This is a genomic window from Streptomyces sp. NPDC015242 (assembly GCF_043079125.1).
Taxonomy (GTDB): Bacteria; Actinomycetota; Actinomycetes; order Streptomycetales; family Streptomycetaceae; genus Streptomyces.
Genome location: NZ_JBIBUF010000003.1, coordinates 250,612 through 270,322, shown reverse-complemented (window position 1 = coordinate 270,322; position 19,711 = coordinate 250,612). Strand labels below are relative to the sequence as shown.

Genomic DNA, 19,711 nt, shown 5'->3' with positions numbered 1-19,711 from the left:
CTAGCCCACCTTGCCGGCGAGGTCGTCCGCCAGCCCGTCCAGCACCGGCCGTGCGTCCTTGCCGCCGTAGATCTCCTGGAGGGCGGCGGCCCAGCTGGTCGTCGCGTCGAAGAACTGCGCCTGCGGGGTGAACTGGATCTTCGTCTGGTCGACGACCGTCTCGAAGGTCTCAAGGAAGCCGGGCAGGTGGCGCATCTTGTCCTTGTAGGCGGCGTCCTCGGCGACCGACCTGCGCACCGGGTCGATGTGGTTGTGGGTGATCGCGCCCTTGCGCAGGTGCTCCTTGCCGGTCGCCCACTGCAGGAACAGCCAGCTGGCGCTCTTCTTCTTGCTCTTGGCGTTCATGCCGAGCGACCAGATCCACATGTTGGTGGCGAGGGAGCCGTCCGGGCCCTTCGGGCCGGGGTGGAAGGCGATCTTCCCGGAGGCGGGGCTCGCGCCCTTCACCGCCTGGAAGTAGGCGGCCGTGTCGGCGTCGAACAGCATCCCGGCCTTCTTCGCCCCCAGGTCGCTGGAGCACTGGTACCAGGTGTAGGAGGTCCAGGACGGCGGCCCGCCGCGCTTCACCATCCGTGCCCAGTCCTCGGTGAAGGCGACGGCCTCGGGGCTGTTCATCGCGGGGGTCAGCTTCCCGCCGCCGACCGTGAAGTCCTTCAGCCCGTTGCGGGCGTACATCGTCATGAAGCCCGGGTGGATGGTCGCCCAGCTGCGCGAGCCGCGCACGGCGATCCCGTACATGCCGTCGAAGCCGGCGCCCGGCGCCTTCCGCTTGATGGTGGCGGCCAGTTCGGTCAACTCGTCGAAGGACTCCGCCGGTTTCAGGCCGAGCCTGCCGAACACCTCGGTGTTGTAGGCGACGACGTTGGTCTCCCAGCCCCACGGCAGCGCGTACTGCCCGCCCTGCCCCAGCGGCGCGCCCGCCTTCAGCGACCACTGGCCGGCCTGGAGGAGGTTCGGGAAGAAGTCCGCCTGGTCCCATTCGGCGCCCGTCGCCGCCGAGTTGCGCATCCAGGGCCCGAGGTCCTCCAGCCAGCCCGGCGGCCCGTACTGCCACACCATGTACGCGCCGAGCATGAAGACGTCGTAGGAGGCACGCCCGCTGGACAGGTCGACGGTGAGCTTGTCGAAGTAGTTGTCCTCGGGGAAGACGTCGTACTCGACCTCGATGCCGGTCCGCGCGGTGAAGGACTTCAGGTCGGCGATGAGGGCGTCCGTGTAGGGGTGCTTGTTGAGCAGCGCCTTGACGGTCGTGCCCTTCTCGCGCTTCCAGTCGAAGGAGCCGGTGATGTCGTCGGCCGCGGACCCGTCGCTCTTGCTGTCGTTCCCGCCGAAACCGGCGCCGCAGGCCGTGAGCAGCGGGGCCGCCGCGGCCGAGGCGGCGAGGGCGAGGAAGCGCCGGCGGTCGTGCACGTGCGTGTCCATCCGTACCTCCGCGTGGAGCCTGGTTAACACGTCGAGTCGACTCGCTAACAGAGAGTGGAACGGCCGAAGTTGGGCGTCAATCCCTCGCGCACGGGAAAATATCGGGGCACAGTGAGAACTTCACAGATCCGGCTGCGACGGTGTGGGAGGTTCCGGATGGCGGACGAGGGTGCGGCCTGGCTGGGCGTCGACCTCGGCACGCAGAGCGTCCGCGTGCTGCTCGTCACCGCCGACGGCACGGTCCTCGGCAGCGGCTCGGCCCCGCTGACCGGGCGCCGGGACGGGGTGCGGCACGAGCAGGACCCGCTGCGCTGGTGGGCCGCGCTGTGCACGGCGTCCCGGGCGGCCCTCGGCGCCGCGCCCCCCGGCACGCCGGTCGGCGGGCTCGCGGTGTGCGGCACGTCCGGCACGGTGCTGCTGACGGACGCCTCGGGCCGGCCCGCCGGCCCGGCGCTGATGTACGACGACGGGCGCGCGGCGCGGGAGGCGGCCCGGGTCCGGGAGGCCGGGCTCGCGGTCCAGGACACCTGGGCGCTGCCCAAGGCCCTGTGGCTGCTCCGGGAGTACGGCCCGGGCCTGCGCCTCGCCCACCAGCCCGACCTGGTCATCACCCGCCTCACCGGCAGCCCGCCCCCGGCCGACTCCAGCCACGCCCTGAAGACGGGCTACGACGTCGAGCACGCGTCCTGGCCGGAGGGGGCCCTGGACGGACTGGGCGTCCCCGAGGGCCTGCTGCCCGAGGTCGTACGCCCCGGGGCGAGGCTCGGCGAGGTCGGCCGGGCCGCCGCCGACGCCACCGGCATCCCCGCCGGCACGCCGGTGTTCGCCGGGATGACCGACGGCTGCGCGGCTCAGATCGCCTCGGGCGCGCTGCGGCCCGGCTCCTGGAACTCGGTGCTCGGCACGACCCTCGTGCTCAAGGGCGCGGCCCGCGACCCGGTCCGGGACCCGGCGGGCGTGGTCTACAACCACCGCGCCCCGGACGGCACCTGGCTGCCCGGCGGGGCCTCCAGCGTCGGGGCCGGTGCGCTCGCGGCGCACTTCCCGGGCGCCGACCCCGCCGCGATGGACGAGCGGGCGGTGGCGTACGAGCCGTCGGGCGCGGTGGCCTATCCCCTCGTCTCACCGGGGGAGCGCTTCCCGTTCCGGGCGCCGCAGGCCACCTCCCTCCTGCTCGGCGACCCGGCGGACGACGCCGACCGGTGGGCCGCGCTGCTCCAGGGCGTCGCCTTCGCGGAACGGCTGTGCCTGGACTACCTGCACCACCTCGGCGCCCCCCTCGACGGCCCGCTCACCTTCACCGGCGGCGGCGCGCGCAGCCCGTACTGGAACCAGCTGCGCGCCGACATCCTGGGCCGTGCGGCCCGCGTCCCCGAACAGACCGAACCCGCCCTGGGCATGGCGGCGCTGGCCGCCCACGGGGCGTCGGGCACCGGGGCCCTGGCGGACGTCGCCGAGCGCATGGTCCGCGTGCGGACCGTCCTCGAACCCCGCCCCGGCCGCACGGCGGCCTTCGCCGAGCCGTACGCGCGTCTCGTCGACGCCCTCCGGGACCACGGCTGGCTCCCCGCTCCGGTGGCGGAACACGCCCGGGCCCGGCTGCACCCGGAGGCCGGGGAAGCATGACGAGGACCGACCGGACGCGGGGGAGGCATGACCAGGACCCCGGAGCGGCCCGGCACCGCGGTGCCGGGCGGCCCGATGCCGCCTGACGCCGACGGGCCGCCCGGGACGGCGTCGCCCCGCACCCACCACCCCACCGCACGCGAACGGACCGCCCCATGACCACGACCCTCCTGCTGGCCCGTCACGGGCAGACCGTCTGGCACGCCGAGAACCGCTACGCCGGCGTCAGCGACATCGGCCTCACCGACACCGGCCGCGCCCAGGCCGAGGCCCTCGGCCGCTGGGCCGCGGCCCATCCGGTCGACGCGATCCGCACGTCCCCGCTGTCCCGGGCCGTCGCCACCGCCGACCCCGCCTGCCGTGCCCTCGGACTGACCCCTCAGCTGGAACCGGACCTGCGCGAATGCGACTTCGGCGTGGTCGAGGGCCGCACGCTCGCCGAGTTCGAGGCCGAGGACCCGGAGTGGGCCGCCGCCTACCGGGCCGACCCGGTGGCGCACTCCTTCCCCGGTGCCGAGGACCCGGCGGCGGCAACGGCCCGGGGCGTGCGGGCACTGCGGCAGATCGCCGCCTCCCACCCCGGCGGACGCGTGCTGGTCGTCGCCCACAACACCCTGCTCCGCCTGGTGCTGTGCGGCCTGCTGTCGATCCCGGCACGGGAGTACCGCAGGGTGTTCCCGCGGCTGCGGAACGCGGCGATCAGCGAACTGCTCATGCGTCCCGACGGGTCCGCCGCGCTTCTCTCCCTCAACGTGCCGTGCGATCCGGACCTGCCGTAGCGCGGAAGACCCCCGCGAGTCCTGTCCTCGCGGGGGTCTTCTTCTCTCCGCCTGCCGGTCGTGAAGGGTGAGAAGACGATCACGAGGCAGGACGCTTCAGGGGAGGCCTCGAAGCCTCAGGGGGCGAGCAGCAGCACGTCGGTGCGGGACTTCGCGGCCGCGTAGCGCCGGGCGACGTCCTGCCAGTTCACGACCTGCCACATGGCCTCGATGAAGTCCACCTTCTGGTTGCGGTACTGCAGGTAGAAGGCGTGCTCCCAGGCGTCGAAGACCAGGATCGGGGTCGCGCCCTGGCCGACGTTGCCCTGGTGGTCGTAGACCTGCTCCACGATCAGCCGCCCGCTCAGCGGCTCGTGGGCGAGCACGCCCCAGCCGGAGCCCTGCGTGGTCGCGGCGGCCTTGGACAGCTGGGCCTTGAAACGGGCGAAGGAGCCGAAGGACTCGGTGATCGCGTCCGCGAGCTCGCCCACGCCGTCCTGCGCGAGCGGCTCCCCGCCGCCCTCCTTCGGACCGGTCATGTTCTGCCAGTAGATGCTGTGCAGGATGTGCCCGGACAGGTGGAAGGCCAGGTTCTTCTCCAGCCCGTTGATCGACCCCCAGGCCTCCTTGTCCCGCGCCTCGGCGAGCTGCTCCAGCGTGTCGTTGGCGCCCTTCACATAGGCCGCGTGGTGCTTGTCGTGGTGCAGCTCGATGATCTCGGGGCTGATGACGGGGGCGAGTGCCGCGTAGTCGTACGGCAGGTCGGGCAGCGTGTAGACGGGCATGGCGGGTTCCCCTCCGGACCTCTTATTGCAAGTCTGTTGCAACTGCACGCTAGCAGCAAGAATCCGTGACGGGTGCCCCGGGCATACGAAAAGGCCCCCGCGTGTCGCGGGGGCCTTCTTCCGGCGCCGAGATCCCTACCGCCGGGCGCGCGCCTTCTGCCAGGCGTACCCGACGGCCGCCAGGGCCAGGGTCATCCCGCCCGTCGAGTACAGCTGCACCCGCGTGTCCGGCTCCCGGGCCATCAGGACGAACACGGCGGCCATCCCGGCCAGCGCGAGCCACGTCAGCCACGGGAACGCCCACATCCGCACGACGAGCTTCCCGGGCGCCTCGCGCTCCAGCCGGCGGCGCAGCCGCAGCTGCGAGACGGCGATGAAGATCCACACGACGAGGATCACCGCGCCGATCATGTTCAGCAGCCAGGCGAAGACGTCGTTCGGCCGCCAGTAGCTCAGCAGCACGCACAGGAACCCGAACACCGAGGAGGCCAGGACCGCGATCCGCGGCACCCCGCCCGAGACCCGGCCGAGCCCCTTCGGGCCCTGGCCGCGCTCCACCAGTGAGTAGGCGATGCGGGAGGCCCCGTAGATGTTGGCGTTCATCGCGGACAGCAGGGCCACCAGCACGACCACGTTCATCAGCTGCCCGGCGCCGGGGATGCCGAGTTCGTCGAGGGCGGCGACGTACGGGCCCTTCTCGACGACCTCCTTCGAGTCCCAGGGCACCAGGGTGACGATGACCGCCATCGAGCCGATGTAGAACAGCGCGATGCGCCACATCGCGGTGCGCACCGCGCGCGCCACGCCCTGGACGGGGTTCTCCGACTCGGCCGCGGCGATCGTCACCGTCTCCAGGCCGCCGTAGGCGAAGACGGAGGCGAGCAGGCCGATGACCAGTCCTTCGCCGCCGTTGGGCAGGAAGTCGGTGAGGTTGCTCGCGCCGGGGGAGTCGGTGCCGGGCAGGACGCCGAGGATCGCCAGGACGCCCAGCACCAGGAACAGCGTGATCGCGGCGACCTTCAGCGCCGCGAACCAGAACTCGAACTCGCCGAAGTTCTTCACCGCCGCGAGGTTCGTGCCGCAGAAGACGAGCATGAACAGCGCCACCCACGCCCACTCCGGCGTGCCCGGCAGCCAGCCGCTGACGATCTTCGCGGCGCCGATGCCCTCCAGGCCGACGGCCGTGCACAGCAGTACCCAGAAGGCCCAGCCGGCCGTGAACCCGGCCCAGGGGCCGATCGCCCGCTCGGCGTGCGCCGAGAACGAGCCCGACGAGGGATACGCGGCCGACATCTCGCCGAGCATCCGCATCACCAGCATCACCAGGAGGCCGGAGAGGGCGTAGGCGACGACGATCGACGGGCCGGCGGCGGCGATGCCGGCCCCGGAGCCGACGAACAGACCGGCGCCGATCACCCCGCCGAGGGCGATCATCGACAGGTGGCGCTGCTTCAGGCCGTGGGAGAGGGAGACGCCGTCCGTGCCGGTCGGCGTCTCCTGGGTGGTGCTGCTGGGCATGGGCGCGGCTCGTCCAATGCGTGAGGTGCGTACGAGGGCAAAAACGCCGCCAGTCTCGGACGCCTCCCCGCCCGGGCGGAGAGGCATCCCACGATGTGGACGTCCGTGTCGCTCAGCGTGGCTACGCGGCGACCGGCGTGTAGTGCGAGGCGTCGCCCTCGATGACGTAGCTCTGCTTGCCCTCGATCCCGGCCGGGACGTCCCCGGCGACGGTCACCCGGTGCAGCCGGCGCGGCAGGCCGTCGTAGTTGTCGACGGCGTAGTGCTGGGTGATCCGGTTGTCGAACAGGACGAGCTGGTCCGGCGACCAGCGGTGGCGCAGGACGTGCTCCGGCCGGGTCACGTACGCCTGCAGCAGATCGAGGATCCTGCGGGACTCGCCGGGTGAGAGGCCCACGATCCGCTGGGCGAAGCCGCCGATGAACAGCCCCCGCTCGCCGGTGAGCGGGTGGACGCGGACCACCGGGTGGACCGTGCGGTACGTGATCGACGTGAACTCGGCGCGCCGGGCCGCCTGGTCCTCGTCGACGTCCTCGTCCGGCACGGCGTAGTCGTAGTCGTTGGTGTGCTCCGCCCACAGCGTGTCCGCGAGGCTTCGCAGCGGCTCGGGCAGGGCCCGGTACGCGGCGGCCGAGCTGGCGATCAGCGTCTCGCCGCCGTAGGGCGGGACGGTGATGCTGCGCAGGCTGGTGGCCTGCGGCGGGTTCAGGACGAAGGTGACGTCGGTGTGCCAGTGGTTGGCGGCCCGGCCGCCCTCGCTGTCCACGGGCAGCACGTTCGGGGCGCCGTCGACGGCGGCCACCGTCGGGTGGGCGGTGGTGATGTCGCCGAAGTGCCGGGCGAAGTCCTGCTGGCCCGCGTCGTCCAGGCCCTCGGCGTCGAGGACGAGGGCCTTGTGGGCGTTGAGCGCCTCGCGCAGGGCCGTGACGGTCTCCTGGTCGAGGGGCCGGGTGAGGTCGACGCCCTCGACGCGGGCGCCGATGTGCGCGGTGATCTTGTGGATCTCGATGGCCATGACGGATTCCTCTCCAGGTCAGACGAGGGCGGGGGCGAGGACGTGCTGGTTGGCGGGGCGCGGCAGGCCGTAGCGCCGGCGCAGGGTGGTGCGGGCGCCGTACTCGGTGCGCAGCAGGCCGCGGGCGCGCAGCAGCGGGACGACGTGGTCGACGAAGGCCTCCAGGCCGGACGGCAGCACCGCGGGCATGATGTTGAAGCCGTCGGCCGCGCCCGACTCGAACCAGAGCTGGATCGTGTCGGCGACCTGCTCGGGTGTCCCGGCGAAGGTGAGGTGTCCGCGCCCGCCGCCGAGCCGCCCGATCAGCTGCCGGACGGTGAGCCCCTCGCGCCGGGCCAGCTCGACGACCAGCGTGTAACGGCTCTTGGCGCCCTCGATGGCGCTCTCCGGCGGCAGATCGGCGGGGAGCGGGCGGTCCAGGTCGAGGGTGCCCGGGTCCAGGTGCAGCAGCCGTTCCAGCTGGCGCACACCGTGCGTGTGCACGATGTGGTCCTCCAGGACCAGCTCGTGCGCCCGCGCCTCGGCCTCGGTCGAGCCGATCACCGGGACGATCCCCGGCAGCACCTTGAGATGCCCGGCGTCCCGGCCGGCCGCGACCGTGCGGGCCTTGAGGTCGGCGTAGAAGGTCCGCGCGTCCTCGACGGTCTGCTGCGCGGTGAACACGGCCTCCGCGTACCGGGCGGCGAACCGCTTGCCGTCCTCGGAGGACCCGGCCTGCACCAGCAGCGGGTAACCCTGCGGGGAGCGGGGCACGTTGAGCGCGCCCTCGACGCTGAAGAAGCGGCCCCGGTGCCGGGGCGGGTGGATCTTCGTGTCGTCGCCCCACACGCCCGCCGCCTTGTCGGCGACGATCGTGTCGTCCTCCCAGCTGTCCCACAGCTTCAACGCCACGTCGAGGAACTCGGCGGCCCGCGCGTACCGTTCGGCGTGCGCCGGCTCGGCGTCCAGGCCGAAGTTGCGGGCGGCCTCGGCACCGGCGGTGGTGACGATGTTCCAGCCCGCCCGGCCGCCGCTGAGGTGGTCCAGCGTGGCGAACTTGCGGGCCAGGTTGTAGGGCGAGTTGTACGAGGTGGACGCCGTGGCGATCAGGCCGATGTGCTCGGTGGCCGTCGCCAGCGCGGTCAGCAGCGTGATCGGCTCCAGCGCCCCGGCGGGCCGCTGCGCCACGCTGCTCCACAACTGCGGGCCGTCGGCCAGGAACAGCGAGTCGAAGGTGCCCCGTTCCGCGATCCGCGCGAGCCGCACATAGTGGGCCAGGTCGACACTCGCGTACGGGTCGCTCTCCGGCAGCCGCCAGGACGCCTCGTGGTGGCCGGTGTTCATCAGGAACGCGTTCAGGTGCAGCCGTCCGCGGGTCATCGGTGGTCCTCCGTGACTCCGAGCGCGGCCAGCAGCCGCTCCCGGTACTCGCCGAGCAGGGGGTCGCGGTACGACCGCGGGTGCGGGCGGTCGATGGTCAGGTCGAGGCCGATCCGGCCCTGCTCCAGGACGAGCACCCGGTCGGCGAGCACGATCGCCTCGTCCACGTCGTGGGTGACCAGCAGCACCGAGGGCCGGTGGCGCTCCCACAGCTCCCGCAGCAGCCCGTGCATCCGGATCCGGGTGAGGGCGTCGAGCGCCCCGAACGGCTCGTCGGCCAGCAGCAGTTCCGGCTGCTGCACCAGCGAGCGGGCCAGCGCGGCGCGCTGGGCCTCCCCGCCGGACAGCTCGCCCGGCCAGGCCCGCTCGCGGCCCTTCAGTCCCACTTCCTCCAGGGCCGCCCGGCCCCGGCGCCCGGCGTCCTTGCCCTCGGCTCCGAGGAGCACGTTGTCCAGCACCCGCCGCCAGGGCAGCAGCCGGGAGTCCTGGAAGACGACCGACACCCGCTCGGGCGCGGTGAGCTGCCCGCTTCCCGTGACGCCGTGGTCGAGCCCGGCGATCGCCCGCAGCAGTGTGCTCTTGCCGGAGCCGCTGTGCCCGAGCAGGGCCGTGAGCTGGCCGGCGGGCAGGTCCAGGTCGATGCCGTCGAGGACCGTGCGGCCGTCGAACGAGCGCGTCAGGCCGCGCAGTTGCACGGCGGGGCGGGTCAGCTGCTCAGTGTGCGGCGCCATGACAGCACCCTCCGTTCGACGAGACGGACCGCGCTGTCGGAGACCAGGCCGAAGACGCCGTAGACGACCAGGCCGACGAGGATGACGTCCGTCTGGCCGTAGTTCTGCGCCTGGAACATCAGGTAGCCGAGCCCGCTGGTGGCGTTGATCTGCTCCAGCACCACCAGGCCCAGCCAGGAGCCGGTCACGCCGAGCCGCAGCCCCACGAAGAATCCGGGCAGTGCGCCGGGGATGACGACCTCGCGGATGAACCGCAGCTTCGACAGGCCCTGCACCTCGGCCAGTTCGACGAACCGGCTGTCGATGCCGGAGAGCGCGGCATGCGTGTTGAGGTAGATCGGGATGTAGACGACGATCGCGATGATGGCGATCTTGAAGGTCTCGCCGATGCCCAGCCACAGGATGAACAACGGGATCAGGCCCAGGGTGGGGATGGCCCGGTTCAGGTTCACGGTGCCGTCGATCAGCGCCTCGCCGGTCCGGGTGAGCCCCGAGGCCAGCGCGAGCAGGATCCCGCCGGTCAGGCCGATCGCGAACCCGCTCGCCGCGCGCCGCAGCGAGGTCAGGATGTCGTCCGGCAGCGTGCCGTCGGTCCACAGGCGCGTGCCCGTCTCCAGGACCGTCCACGGCGCGGGGATCGCCCCCGGGTCCAGCAGCCCGGCCGCGGAGGCGGCGATCCACAGGACGAGGACGGCGACGGGACCGACGAGCCGGGTGGCCGGCAGCCGCCGGCCGGGAGCCAGCCGCCGGCGCCTGCGCACCTGGTGCGCCTCCTCGGCAGGGGCGAGCGGGGCGGCGCCGGTCGTGTGCGTGGTCGTGGTCACGGCGCTCACCTCCGGTACTCCGCCGGCACGGCCTCGGCCGCGAGCGACTCGAAGCGGTGGTCGAACAGCCCGGAGACGTCGAACTTCTTCACGAAGCCGCCCTCCGCGAGCAGATCCGCCGTCTCCTGCTCCCACCGGATCGCCTCGTCCCAGCGCGGCGGGAACAGCGGCTTGTTGCCCAGCGCGGTCACCGCCCTCGCCTGCGCGAGGGTCAGGTTCTGCGTCCCCACGTAGAACCGCTCGTTCCACTCCTCGGGGTGCTCGTACGTCCACACCTGGGCCTTCGCCCAGTACGGGATGTACGCGGCGACCGCGGCGGCCTTCGCCCGGTCGTTCAGCACCGACACCGGCGCCCACAGCACGCTGAGCAGGTCCACCACGTCGGTCCTGATCGTGCGGGCGGACTTGTACTGCGTCAGGTATGCGGGCGCCTGCGTGTTGGCGAGCGGCGCGATGTCCACCTGCCCGGACTGCAGCGCGGTGAGGAACTGGTTGCTGGTCAGCGGCACCAGCTCCACGTCGTCGTACGCGAGCCCGGCCTGCTTCAGCGCCCGCAGCAGGACGACGCCCTGCGCCTGGCCCTGGGAGAAGGCGAGCCGCCTGCCCTTGAAGCCGGCGACCGTGCGGATGTCGCTGCCGGGCTTGGTCGCGAAGAGGTAGTTGGGCTTGCGCGTGATGTTGATCGCGACGATCTTCGCGTCGAAGCCCTGGTAGTGCGCCTGGATCGGCGGGATGCCGGCGTTGTTGGCCACATCCAGGGACTTGGCGCGGAAGGCGTTGATGACGTCCGGGCCCGCGCCGATGTTCAGCCAGTCGGACACCGTGAACGGCAATTCGTCGAACCCGGCCAGCCGGAACTGGAGTTGCTGCGCGTTCTGGTACGAGGCGATCTTCAGGCTCGTCCCCGCGGGGACCTTCGTGGCCAGGGGAGCGTCGGCAGCCGTCTCGTCGGCCGCGGCGCTGCCGTCCGCGCAGCCGCTCAGTCCGGCCGCCGCGGCCGTCACGCCGAGCAGTGAGGTCAGGAACAGACGACGGTCGAGTCCGGGGACAGGGGGAGAGGGCATGGGTGACTCCCTGGAGATGGAAGAGGGCACAGCGCGCGGAATTCCGGGCAAGGCAAAGGGCGTCTGGGAATTCACGCGAATGTCACAAAGAAAGGAGAAGGCGCTCCCTGAAGGGGCGCCGGGGGCGCGTCAACGGGTCAGCAACAGAGGGTGCGACAGCTCGTGAGCGGGCTCATGACCAGGATGTTCCTGGCCAGTGGACCGCGCTGTCAACATTCCGAGTTTCTGAATTAAATAGCCTCAGGTGAAGCGGCCAGCGGATCCCGGTAGAGCACGTCGAGCGCCACCGAACCACCGGCCACGGCCAGGACGGAATCCGGGAAGCTGATGGCTGAGACGATCCCGGCGCGACCGGGTCCGACCTCTTCGCGCACGGCCGCGAGGCAGTCCTCCCGGTACATGACCCCGATCTCCGTCACGACCACCCGTTCCGGATTGAGCACGTCCAGCAGGAGCCCCACCGCGCGGCCCAGCCGCCGCGAGCGCTCCAGCAGCATCCCGGCCGCCACCGCGTCACCGGCCGCCGCCGCACCGACCACGTGCAGCGGGTTCGCCCCGTCGGCGACCCCCGCCGCACGGGCCCGTCGGCACAGGGTCCGCTCGCTCAACTCGGCCTGCAGGCAGCCTGTCCGGCCGCAGTCGCAGCGCTCCGTGCCGCCCGGCACCGGCAGATGGGCGATGGCCCCGGCCTGGGAGCGCGGCCCGTGATGCACCTCGTCATGGGTGGCGAAGGCCGCGTCGACCACGTTGCCCGCGAACAGGTGCAGCAGGCTCCGGCTGCCCCGGGCCCGCCCGAACAGCCGCTCCGCGTTGACCAGCGCCCGCGCGTGCCCGTCCACATGCACCGGCAGCCCGGTGCGCGCGCCGAGCAGCTCGCGCACCGGCACCTCACGCCAGCCCAGCAGCGGATGCTCCACGACGGTGCCCGAGTCCCGGTCCACCCAGCCGCCCGCCGCGAAACCCACGCTCAGGGCCGTGCTGTTCGCGGCCCGGCCGAGCAGCGCCGCCAGCCCTTCGGCGGCCCCGGCCAGCACCCGCGCGGGCTCGGTGCCCTCGTGCTTCAGCTCGCGCCGTGCCACCACGCGCCCGCGCAAATCCAGCAGCGCGACCGTGGTGTGCGGCACCGCCACGTGCACCCCGCCCACGACGAACCGGGAGTCGTCCAGGTCGACCGGCAGGTGCGGCCGCCCCACCCCCTTGGAACGCCGCAGCACGGCGGACTCGCGGATCAGGCCCAACTCGGCGAAGCGGGCGCAGTAGTCGGTCACCGACGCCGGCGACAGACCGGTGAGCCGGGCGATGGTGCTGCGCGCGACCGGCCCGTGCTCCAGCACGGACCGCAGGACGACGCTCGCACTGGTGCGCCGCCGGTCGCTGTCGGCGACACGGGGGATGGGGGAGGTCACAAGGGGAGCCGCGGTACGGGGCATGGGAGTCTTCCTGGGGCCGGTCCGACACTGCGCCGTCTCGTGCGGCGAGCCGGATCCGTCCGCCCCGCCTCACACCGGGCGGCGACAGGTGGCCGTGCCCTGGCGACGCAGGTCGACGTACCGACGCTGCGAGAAGAACCGGGCCTGGGCATCCATGTCCGCGACGCTAGCAAAACGGCCCGGGGCTGCCCAGACGGCGACCGACGGGCGAGACGGCGGGCCGGGCGCCTTTGGGGGAAACCTACAGACGACTTCCGTGCCCCTCTCGTGCCCCACGGCACCCGAGCACCGTGACCGGCGTCACGCCGTACTCGGTGTAACCCGCATTCTTTGTACGGAGCCGACCAAGCCCCGGTTCGCGCCTTTGTCGACCGCTGACGGTGATCCGGCCGAGGGCGCTGGGATAGCGTCACGGTGTCCCACCGGCCCTCACCCTCGCGGAGTCCCCATGAGCACCGCCGCCGCCACATCCGCCCGCACCGGACAGGTCCTCGCCGACCTGCTCCCCGCCTCCCGTGTCCGGGACGCGGCCCTCGTGCTGGGCGGCGCCGCGCTCACCGGCCTCGCCGCCCAGCTCTCCGTGCCCGTGCCGGGCTCCCCGGTGCCGGTGACCGGCCAGACCTTCGCCGCGCTGCTCGTCGGCACGTCCCTCGGCGCCGGCCGCGGCTTCCTGGCCCTGGCGCTGTACGCGGTGGCGGGCCTCGCCGGGGTGCCGTGGTTCGCGGGTGCCTCCTCCGGCGTCGCCCCCTCCTTCGGCTACATCCTCGGCATGATCCTCGCCGCGACCGTCGTGGGCGCCCTGGCCCGCCGCGGCGCGGACCGCTCGGTGTGGCGCATGGCCGGCACGATGCTCGTGGGCGAGGCGATCATCTACGCCGTCGGCGTGCCCTACCTGGCCCTGGCCACCGGCATGTCCGCGACCGCCGCGATCGCCGCGGGTCTCACGCCGTTCCTCATCGGTGACGCGCTGAAGGCGGCGCTGGCGATGGGCGCGCTGCCGACGGCGTGGAAGTTCGCGAACAAGCGCTGAGCGCGCGGGAGTCGTAGGGGGCCCGCCGGGACGAACCGTCCCGGCGGGCCTCTTTCCGTGTGCGTCCCGCGCCTGGCCGGATCAGCTCTCCCGCACCCCCGGCCGCCGCCGCTGCGACCACCACAGACCGGCCGCACCCGCAGCCAGCAGCGAGGCACCGGCCGCGCCCAGCGGCAGCAGTTCACGCGCCGGGCCCGTCCTGGGCAGCTCCTTGCCGCCCGGACCCGCCGGCTCGTTGTCCGTGCCGAGCAGCAGGGGAGTGGCCGGGGCGTCCGGCGACGGATTGGCGGTGCCGAAGGGCACCGGGCCCTGCTGCCAGAACGTCTTCTTCCCGTCGCCCGTCTGAACGGGCAGACAGATCTTCCCGGTCTTGCCCAGGTCGTACGTCGCGTCGACGGCGTACGACTTCGACTCACCCGCCGCGAGATGGTCGAGTGGGCATGCGAAACCGCTGTTCGAACCCTCCGGAAGGTCCTTTTCGGCTATCGCGGAACACCCTTCGACGCTCTTGACCACAAGCCCGTCGAAACCGACGACCAGCAGCCTGATCTTTCCGCTGTCCTTGGTCCCCTCGTTCTTCACCGTGGCGGTTATTGCCGTCTTTTCGGAGCCATTGTCGACCGAGATCCTCCCGGGCAGCAGCGTGGTGAGCTCCACCCCGCTCGGTGCCTCGTCGACGACCTTTCCCCCCTTGCCGCTCGCGGGCCCTTCGTCCTGTGCGCCGGCGGTGCCGGAAAGGATCAGCACCGTTGAGAATGATGCCGCGACCAGCGATCCCATGACCACGGCCGTACGACGAGAACTCATGTTCGTCCCCCCTTGCGTCCCCCTGGACTGCGCCTGAACTCGCAGCACTGAAAGAGGTACCACAAGATTTCACCGCACTATCCTGGTGCGGCGCGAAGTGTGACCGTTGTGTTTCACTGGAGTCGGTCGCGGCGTCGTGGAGGGGGTGCAGCGGATTGCCGGGGAATGCGAACAGCGGCGGTGTTCCAGGGAAATTGGTGACGGGACGCTATCGGTTGGTCGAGAGTATCGGCCAGGGGGGAATGGGGCGGGTGTGGCGAGCCGCCGACGAAATACTCGACCGGCAGGTCGCCGTCAAGGAAATGCGCATCGACGGGTCCGACGCGGAGGACAGCAGGACGCGCCGCGAACGGACCCTGCGCGAGGCCAGGGCCACGGCCCGCATCGACCATCCCAACGTCGTACGGATCTACGACGTCGTCGACGAGGGCGAACGCCTGTGGATCGTCATGGAGCTGGTCGCCGGCCGCTCCCTGGAACGCGTCCTCGCGGACGAAGGCCCTCTCGGCCCCTGCGAGACGGCGCGGATCGGGCTCGGCCTGGTCGCGGCGCTGCGGCAGGTGCACGAACGGGGCGTGCTGCACCGGGACATCAAGCCCGGGAACGTCCTGGTGGAGCGCGCGGACGCGGGGGCCGGACCCGGACGGGCCGAGGGCGCCGCCCCGGCCCCGGGCTCCCGCGCCCAGCGCCGTCGCGTGGTCCTCACGGACTTCGGCATCGCCGCGATCCAGGACGCCAAGGCGCTCACCATGGTGGGCATGCTGGTCGGCTCGCCCGACTACATGGCTCCCGAGCGCGTCTCCGGCCGCCCCCAGGGCCCGCCGTCCGACGTCTGGTCCCTCGGCGCGACCCTCTGCGCGGCCCTCGGCGGCCGCTCCCCGTTCTCCCGCGGCACCACGCTGGCCACCCTGCACGCGGTCCTCTACGAGGAGCCCGACCTCCCCGCCGCCGCGGGCCCGTTGCGCGGCGTCCTCGCGTCCCTCCTGGAGAAGGAGCCGGCGACCCGCCCGACCCTGGAGGAGCTGGAAACGGTCCTGGAACCGGTGGCGTTCCCGGTGCCGACGCCCACGGTGGCGGTGGGCAGGGAGCGTCCCGGCCCGCCGGGGCCGGACTTCACGCCCGTCCCTGACCCGGATCCCGTCCCTGACCCGGATCCCGGCCACGACCCCGCCCCCGACCACCCCGCCCCCCTCACCACCGGCCCCGCCCCCCGCCCCGTCTCCCTCACCCGCGCCCAGGCGGAGACCGAGCGCCGCCCCCACCCCGCGCCGGTGCCGCCCCCCGCGCCGATGCCGCCGGGTGAACTCCCGGGCCCCGCCACCCCCGGTGCCCGCACGACGGCCCGTCACCGCCGCCGCACGGTGCTCACGGCCGCGGCGGCCACGGTCGCCACCGCTGGCACGGTCGTGGGCATCCTGCTGGCCACGTCCGCCACCCCACCGGACGGGAAGACGAGCCGCGCGGGCTCCACGGCGACCGCGTCCCCCGGCACGTCGCCCTCGTCCTCACCCACCGTCGGGGGAACCGCCAGGCCGCGGAGCCTGCCGCCCGGCGCGCACCGGGAGGCGGGCGGTTTCGCCTGGGCGACCCCCGACGGCTGGCGGCGGGACGTGAAGACGGGCGCGGAGGTGCACTACACCGCCCCGGACGGCTCCCAGGAACTCGTCGGCAAGTCGTCCCTGGCCCGCGGCGACCTCCTGGAGACCTGGCGCACCTCGGAGCGCGACGCCCAGCAGGGCCAGGACTACCGCAAGATCCGCCTGGAGGAGACGGCGTTCCGCGGCCACCCGGCGGTGGTCTGGGAGTACACGTTCACGCTGAAGGACGTCCACTGGCACGCCCGCCTGCTCGGCTTCACCGTGCGCGGGAAGTCGTACCAGGTCAACACCTGGTACGACGCGGCGGCCGAGGACGAGGCCCTGCGCGTCTACGGCAGGGTCAAGGACAGCTTCACGGTGCTCTAGGACCACGGGCCCTGCCGTCCGGACGGGAACGGCGAACGCCCGCGGGCTCAGCCGGCCGAGACCTCGTCCCGGGCCGCGGCCTCGTCGGCGGCCCGCCGCCCGCCGCGCACCTTCTCCTTGACGAAGGCGATGACGAGCACGACCGCCGCGACGAGCAGCGACAGGGAGATCGTCGTGCGCCCGTCGTGCTCGGTGTCGGTGAGCATGTAGCCGAGGATGAAGACGATCAGCGCGGCCGTCGCCCAGGTCAGGTACGGGTACAGCCACATCTTCACGACGAGCTTCTCCGGCGCCTCGGCCTTGATGATCTTCCGCATGCGCAGCTGCGAGAAGCAGATCACCAGCCACACGAACAGGGCGACCGCACCACTGGAGTTCACCAGGAACAGGAAGACGGAGTCCGGGAACTTGTAGTTGAAGAACACGGCGACGAAGCCGAACGCCACGGACGCGAGGATCGCCGTGCGCGGCACGCCGTTGGCGGTCGTACGGGCGAAGGACTTCGGCGCGTCCCCGCGCTGGCCGAGCGAGAAGGCCATGCGGGAGGCGGTGTAGAGGCCCGAGTTGAGGCAGGACAGCACCGAGGTCAGCACGATGAAGTTCATGATCTGACCGGCGTGCGCGATGCCGAGCGAGTCGAGCGCCGCGACGTACGAGCCGTCCTCCGTGATGGACTTGCTGTCCCACGGCAGCAGGGCGACGACGACGAAGATCGAGCCGAGGTAGAAGACGGCCACACGCCAGATGATGCTGTTGGTCGCCTTCGTGACGGCCTGCTGCGGGTTCTCCGACTCGCCGGCCGCGAGGGTCGCGATCTCACTGCCCATGAAGGAGAAGACGACGAGCAGCACGCCGGTGAGGATGGCCCCGGGCCCGTTCGGCAGGAAGCCGCCGTGCTCGGTGAGGTTGCCCAGCCCGGCCTGCTCGCTGTCGACACCCGGCAGCAGGCCGAACACGGCCAGCCCGCCGATGACGATGAAGGCGGCGATGGCGACGACCTTGATGCCCGCGAACCAGAACTCGAACTCACCGTAGGAGCCGACCGAGACGAGGTTGGTGGCGGTCAGCACGACCATCACGATCAGGGCCCAGGCCCACTGCGGCACGGCCGGTATCCAGCCCTCCAGGATCACGGCACCGGCGGTCGCCTCGACCGCGAGCACCACGACCCAGAAGAACCAGTACAGCCAGCCGATGGAGAACCCGGCCCAGGGGCCCAGCGCCCGGTCGGCGTGGGCGGAGAACGAACCCGAGGTCGGGTTGGCGGCCGACATCTCACCCAGCATCCGCATCACCAGCACCACGAGCGTGCCGACGAGGGCGTAGGAGAGCAGGATGCCGGGACCGGCGGTGGCGATGCCGGAGCTGGACCCCACGAAGAGGCCGGCGCCGATCACACCGCCGATGGCGATCATCGACAGATGCCGGTTCTTGAGACCGGCCTGCAGCCCGGAGCCGTGCGCCCCGGGTTCGCCGGGGCCTTGGGGTTCGTTTCCGGTCGTCTTCATCGTCGGCTGCGAGGTCATGGAGCGGATTTCCTTTGCGCCGGGGAGTGGTACGTCCGTACGGAACCGCCCGAGCCGTGCGAACGGGGTGTGTCGCGGCACGACGGTGTACGGGTGCCCGTACGAGCGGTGTACGAGCCGGTCCAGTGAATCGGAGGCGAACGTTTAGGAGAACCTTTGAATCCAGATTGTTACTTGAGGTTTTCCTGAGCTTCCGTAATGCGGCTCACATTCGCCTCATGTTTTCGTGAGCGCCACCCCGCGCGCTTTCCCCGAAACGCCCGTGTCACACTCGTCCCATGCGCGTGTACCTCGGCTCGGACCATGCCGGCTACGAACTGAAGAACCACCTCGTCGAGTGGCTGAAGGAGGCGGGCCACGAGCCCGTCGACTGCGGTCCGCACATCTACGACGCCCAGGACGACTACCCGCCGTTCTGCCTCCGCGCCGCGGAGCGCACGGCCGCCGACCCGGACTCCCTCGGCATCGTCATCGGCGGCTCGGGCAACGGCGAGCAGATCGCCGCGAACAAGGTCAAGGGCGTTCGCGCGGCCCTCGCCTGGAGCGAGGAGACGGCGTCGCTCGGCCGCCAGCACAACAACGCCAACGTGGTCGCCGTCGGTGCCCGCATGCACTCCCAGGACGAGGCGACCAAGTTCGTCGAGGTGTTCCTGAACACCCCGTTCTCCGGTGACGAGCGTCACATCCGCCGCATCGACATGCTGGCGGCGTACGAGACGACCGGGGACCTCCCGCCGATCCCGGCGCACCACCCGCAGCAGTAACAACCGCCCGGCGGACCCGGCCCGAAGGGCGGGTCCCGGCGCTCGGCCCGGGCCGGGGCGAACCCCCGAGCGGGGTGCGGCGGAGGCAGCCCCCGCCGGGGCGCGGGGCGGGGCCCCTGAGCAAGCCGGGCCCGCTGCCCGACCGTGTCCGGCGGGTGGGCGGGCGAGGATCCGGGGTCCGGGGCGGAGGCCCGGGGCTTGTCCCGCCCGGCCCGTGAACGAACCGCGCCGGACGGGCGGGTGGGCACAACCGTAGCGACCCGATGGAGCACCCCGTGCCCGAAGGCCACACCATTCACCGCCTCGCCCAGGACTACGCCCGGGCCTTCCGCGGCACGACCCCCCACGTCACCAGCCCCCAGGGCAGGTTCACCCCCGCCGCCGCCCTCCTCACCGGCACGGAACTCACCGCCACGGACGCCCACGGCAAGCACCTGTTCCTCGGCTTCGGCGACACCCACTGGGTCCACATCCACCTCGGCCTCTTCGGCAAGGTCACCGCGGGCCCGGCCCCCGCGCCCCCGCCCACGGACACCGTCCGCCTCCGCCTGGTGAACGACACCGCCTACGTCGACCTGCGCGGCCCCACCACCTGCGCCCTGATCACGCCCCCGGAGAAGCAGGCGATACACGACCGCCTCGGCCCCGACCCGCTGCGCGACGACGCCGACCCGGACCGCGCCTACCGCCGCATCAGCCGCAGCCGTACGGCGATCGCCGCCCTCCTCATGGACCAGAAGGTCATCGCCGGCGTGGGGAACGTCTACCGCGCGGAGGTCCTGTTCCGGCACGGCATCGACCCGTACCGCCCCGGCAAGGACATCACCTCCGCCGAGTGGCGGGCGATGTGGACGGACCTCGTCGCCCTCATGCGCGAGGGCGTCCGCGCCAACCGCATCGACACGGTCCGCCCGGAACACACCCCGCAGGCCATGGGCCGCCCGCCCCGGGTGGACGACCACGGCGGCGAGGTGTACGTCTACCGCAGGGCCCACCTGCCCTGCCACCTCTGCGGCGGCGAGATCCGCACCGCCGGTCTCGCCGCCCGCAACCTCTTCTGGTGCCCGGCCTGTCAGCGGCCCTGACCC

General features: G+C 72.3%; 17 protein-coding genes. 6 read left to right on the top strand and 11 right to left on the bottom strand.

The features are described 5' to 3' along the window. Positions 1 to 1,422: an ABC transporter substrate-binding protein gene (locus ACF07N_RS12750; protein ID WP_392111600.1), complete on the bottom strand. Its 1,422-nt coding sequence runs from the start codon at positions 1,420 to 1,422 to the stop codon at positions 1 to 3. Between the two features lie 156 nt (positions 1,423 to 1,578). Here ACF07N_RS12750 and ACF07N_RS12745 point away from each other — a divergent pair, with 156 nt between their 5' ends. Further along, positions 1,579 to 3,048, top strand: a complete 1,470-nt coding sequence (locus ACF07N_RS12745; protein ID WP_392111597.1) for an FGGY-family carbohydrate kinase — start codon at positions 1,579 to 1,581, stop codon at positions 3,046 to 3,048. 155 nt (positions 3,049 to 3,203) lie between these two features. Next, the gene (locus tag ACF07N_RS12740; RefSeq protein ID WP_392111594.1) at positions 3,204 to 3,827 is read left to right on the top strand and encodes a histidine phosphatase family protein; all 624 of its coding nucleotides are present in this window, start codon (positions 3,204 to 3,206) and stop codon (positions 3,825 to 3,827) included. A gap of 116 nt (positions 3,828 to 3,943) precedes the next feature. Here ACF07N_RS12740 and ACF07N_RS12735 read toward each other — a convergent pair whose 3' ends face one another. The 8 genes from ACF07N_RS12735 to ACF07N_RS12700 all read right to left on the bottom strand — a co-directional run bounded on the left by ACF07N_RS12735 (position 3,944) and on the right by ACF07N_RS12700 (position 12,532). Next, positions 3,944 to 4,591, bottom strand: a complete 648-nt coding sequence (locus ACF07N_RS12735; RefSeq protein ID WP_392111591.1) for a superoxide dismutase — start codon at positions 4,589 to 4,591, stop codon at positions 3,944 to 3,946. 135 nt (positions 4,592 to 4,726) lie between these two features. Next, the gene (locus tag ACF07N_RS12730; RefSeq protein ID WP_392111588.1) at positions 4,727 to 6,109 is read right to left on the bottom strand and encodes an amino acid permease; all 1,383 of its coding nucleotides are present in this window, start codon (positions 6,107 to 6,109) and stop codon (positions 4,727 to 4,729) included. Positions 6,110 to 6,230: 121 nt separating this feature from the next. Continuing rightward, positions 6,231 to 7,124 carry a TauD/TfdA dioxygenase family protein gene (locus ACF07N_RS12725; protein WP_392111585.1) on the bottom strand — a complete coding sequence of 298 codons (894 nt, stop codon included), beginning with the start codon at positions 7,122 to 7,124 and terminating at the stop codon, positions 6,231 to 6,233. 18 nt (positions 7,125 to 7,142) lie between these two features. After that, complete coding sequence (locus ACF07N_RS12720; protein ID WP_392111582.1) at positions 7,143 to 8,483, bottom strand: LLM class flavin-dependent oxidoreductase; 1,341 nt, start codon at positions 8,481 to 8,483, stop codon at positions 7,143 to 7,145. Further along, positions 8,480 to 9,214, bottom strand: coding sequence for an ABC transporter ATP-binding protein (locus tag ACF07N_RS12715; RefSeq protein ID WP_383327829.1), 735 nt, complete (start codon positions 9,212 to 9,214; stop codon positions 8,480 to 8,482). Before ACF07N_RS12715 ends, ACF07N_RS12720 begins: the two co-directional genes overlap by 4 nt. Continuing rightward, positions 9,190 to 10,047, bottom strand: a complete 858-nt coding sequence (locus ACF07N_RS12710; RefSeq protein WP_392111579.1) for an ABC transporter permease — start codon at positions 10,045 to 10,047, stop codon at positions 9,190 to 9,192. The genes ACF07N_RS12715 and ACF07N_RS12710 overlap by 25 nt, the downstream gene beginning before the upstream one ends. Then, complete coding sequence (locus tag ACF07N_RS12705) at positions 10,044 to 11,102, bottom strand: ABC transporter substrate-binding protein (protein ID WP_392111576.1); 1,059 nt, start codon at positions 11,100 to 11,102, stop codon at positions 10,044 to 10,046. Before ACF07N_RS12705 ends, ACF07N_RS12710 begins: the two co-directional genes overlap by 4 nt. A gap of 230 nt (positions 11,103 to 11,332) precedes the next feature. Beyond that, entirely contained in the window at positions 11,333 to 12,532 is a 1,200-nt protein-coding gene (locus tag ACF07N_RS12700; RefSeq protein ID WP_392111573.1) for an ROK family protein, read from the bottom strand. A gap of 448 nt (positions 12,533 to 12,980) precedes the next feature. On the opposite strand from ACF07N_RS12700, the gene ACF07N_RS12695 reads away from it, so the two are divergent. Then, a complete protein-coding gene (locus ACF07N_RS12695) occupies positions 12,981 to 13,562 on the top strand; it encodes a biotin transporter BioY (RefSeq protein WP_392111570.1) in 582 nt (193 codons plus the stop codon). 81 nt (positions 13,563 to 13,643) lie between these two features. Here the strand turns inward: ACF07N_RS12695 and ACF07N_RS12690 are convergent, their stop codons facing one another. Continuing rightward, positions 13,644 to 14,369 (bottom strand): hypothetical protein, encoded by a 726-nt coding sequence (locus ACF07N_RS12690; protein ID WP_392111567.1) that lies wholly within the window; start codon positions 14,367 to 14,369, stop codon positions 13,644 to 13,646. A 242-nt stretch (positions 14,370 to 14,611) separates the two neighbouring features. On the opposite strand from ACF07N_RS12690, the gene ACF07N_RS12685 reads away from it, so the two are divergent. Then, entirely contained in the window at positions 14,612 to 16,333 is a 1,722-nt protein-coding gene (locus tag ACF07N_RS12685) for a serine/threonine-protein kinase (protein ID WP_392112402.1), read from the top strand. A gap of 47 nt (positions 16,334 to 16,380) precedes the next feature. Here the strand turns inward: ACF07N_RS12685 and ACF07N_RS12680 are convergent, their stop codons facing one another. Continuing rightward, positions 16,381 to 17,859, bottom strand: a complete 1,479-nt coding sequence (locus tag ACF07N_RS12680) for an amino acid permease (RefSeq protein WP_392111565.1) — start codon at positions 17,857 to 17,859, stop codon at positions 16,381 to 16,383. Positions 17,860 to 18,137: 278 nt separating this feature from the next. On the opposite strand from ACF07N_RS12680, the gene ACF07N_RS12675 reads away from it, so the two are divergent. Next, entirely contained in the window at positions 18,138 to 18,623 is a 486-nt protein-coding gene (locus ACF07N_RS12675; protein WP_392111562.1) for a ribose-5-phosphate isomerase, read from the top strand. 275 nt (positions 18,624 to 18,898) lie between these two features. Further along, a complete protein-coding gene (locus ACF07N_RS12670; RefSeq protein WP_392111559.1) occupies positions 18,899 to 19,708 on the top strand; it encodes an Fpg/Nei family DNA glycosylase in 810 nt (269 codons plus the stop codon). Positions 19,709 to 19,711: the final 3 nt, after the last annotated feature.

What these genes read in the sequence shown, in the direction of transcription:
- ACF07N_RS12750 (WP_392111600.1), bottom strand. Translation starts at nt 1,422, where the DNA reads ATGGACACGCACGTGCACGACCGCCGGCGCTTCCTCGCCCTCGCCGCC.
- ACF07N_RS12745 (WP_392111597.1), top strand. Translation starts at nt 1,579, where the DNA reads ATGGCGGACGAGGGTGCGGCCTGGCTGGGCGTCGACCTCGGCACGCAG.
- ACF07N_RS12740 (WP_392111594.1), top strand. Translation starts at nt 3,204, where the DNA reads ATGACCACGACCCTCCTGCTGGCCCGTCACGGGCAGACCGTCTGGCAC.
- ACF07N_RS12735 (WP_392111591.1), bottom strand. Translation starts at nt 4,591, where the DNA reads ATGCCCGTCTACACGCTGCCCGACCTGCCGTACGACTACGCGGCACTC.
- ACF07N_RS12730 (WP_392111588.1), bottom strand. Translation starts at nt 6,109, where the DNA reads ATGCCCAGCAGCACCACCCAGGAGACGCCGACCGGCACGGACGGCGTC.
- ACF07N_RS12725 (WP_392111585.1), bottom strand. Translation starts at nt 7,124, where the DNA reads ATGGCCATCGAGATCCACAAGATCACCGCGCACATCGGCGCCCGCGTC.
- ACF07N_RS12720 (WP_392111582.1), bottom strand. Translation starts at nt 8,483, where the DNA reads ATGACCCGCGGACGGCTGCACCTGAACGCGTTCCTGATGAACACCGGC.
- ACF07N_RS12715 (WP_383327829.1), bottom strand. Translation starts at nt 9,214, where the DNA reads ATGGCGCCGCACACTGAGCAGCTGACCCGCCCCGCCGTGCAACTGCGC.
- ACF07N_RS12705 (WP_392111576.1), bottom strand. Translation starts at nt 11,102, where the DNA reads ATGCCCTCTCCCCCTGTCCCCGGACTCGACCGTCGTCTGTTCCTGACC.
- ACF07N_RS12700 (WP_392111573.1), bottom strand. Translation starts at nt 12,532, where the DNA reads ATGCCCCGTACCGCGGCTCCCCTTGTGACCTCCCCCATCCCCCGTGTC.
- ACF07N_RS12695 (WP_392111570.1), top strand. Translation starts at nt 12,981, where the DNA reads ATGAGCACCGCCGCCGCCACATCCGCCCGCACCGGACAGGTCCTCGCC.
- ACF07N_RS12690 (WP_392111567.1), bottom strand. Translation starts at nt 14,369, where the DNA reads ATGAGTTCTCGTCGTACGGCCGTGGTCATGGGATCGCTGGTCGCGGCA.
- ACF07N_RS12685 (WP_392112402.1), top strand. Translation starts at nt 14,612, where the DNA reads ATGGGGCGGGTGTGGCGAGCCGCCGACGAAATACTCGACCGGCAGGTC.
- ACF07N_RS12680 (WP_392111565.1), bottom strand. Translation starts at nt 17,859, where the DNA reads ATGACCTCGCAGCCGACGATGAAGACGACCGGAAACGAACCCCAAGGC.
- ACF07N_RS12675 (WP_392111562.1), top strand. Translation starts at nt 18,138, where the DNA reads ATGCGCGTGTACCTCGGCTCGGACCATGCCGGCTACGAACTGAAGAAC.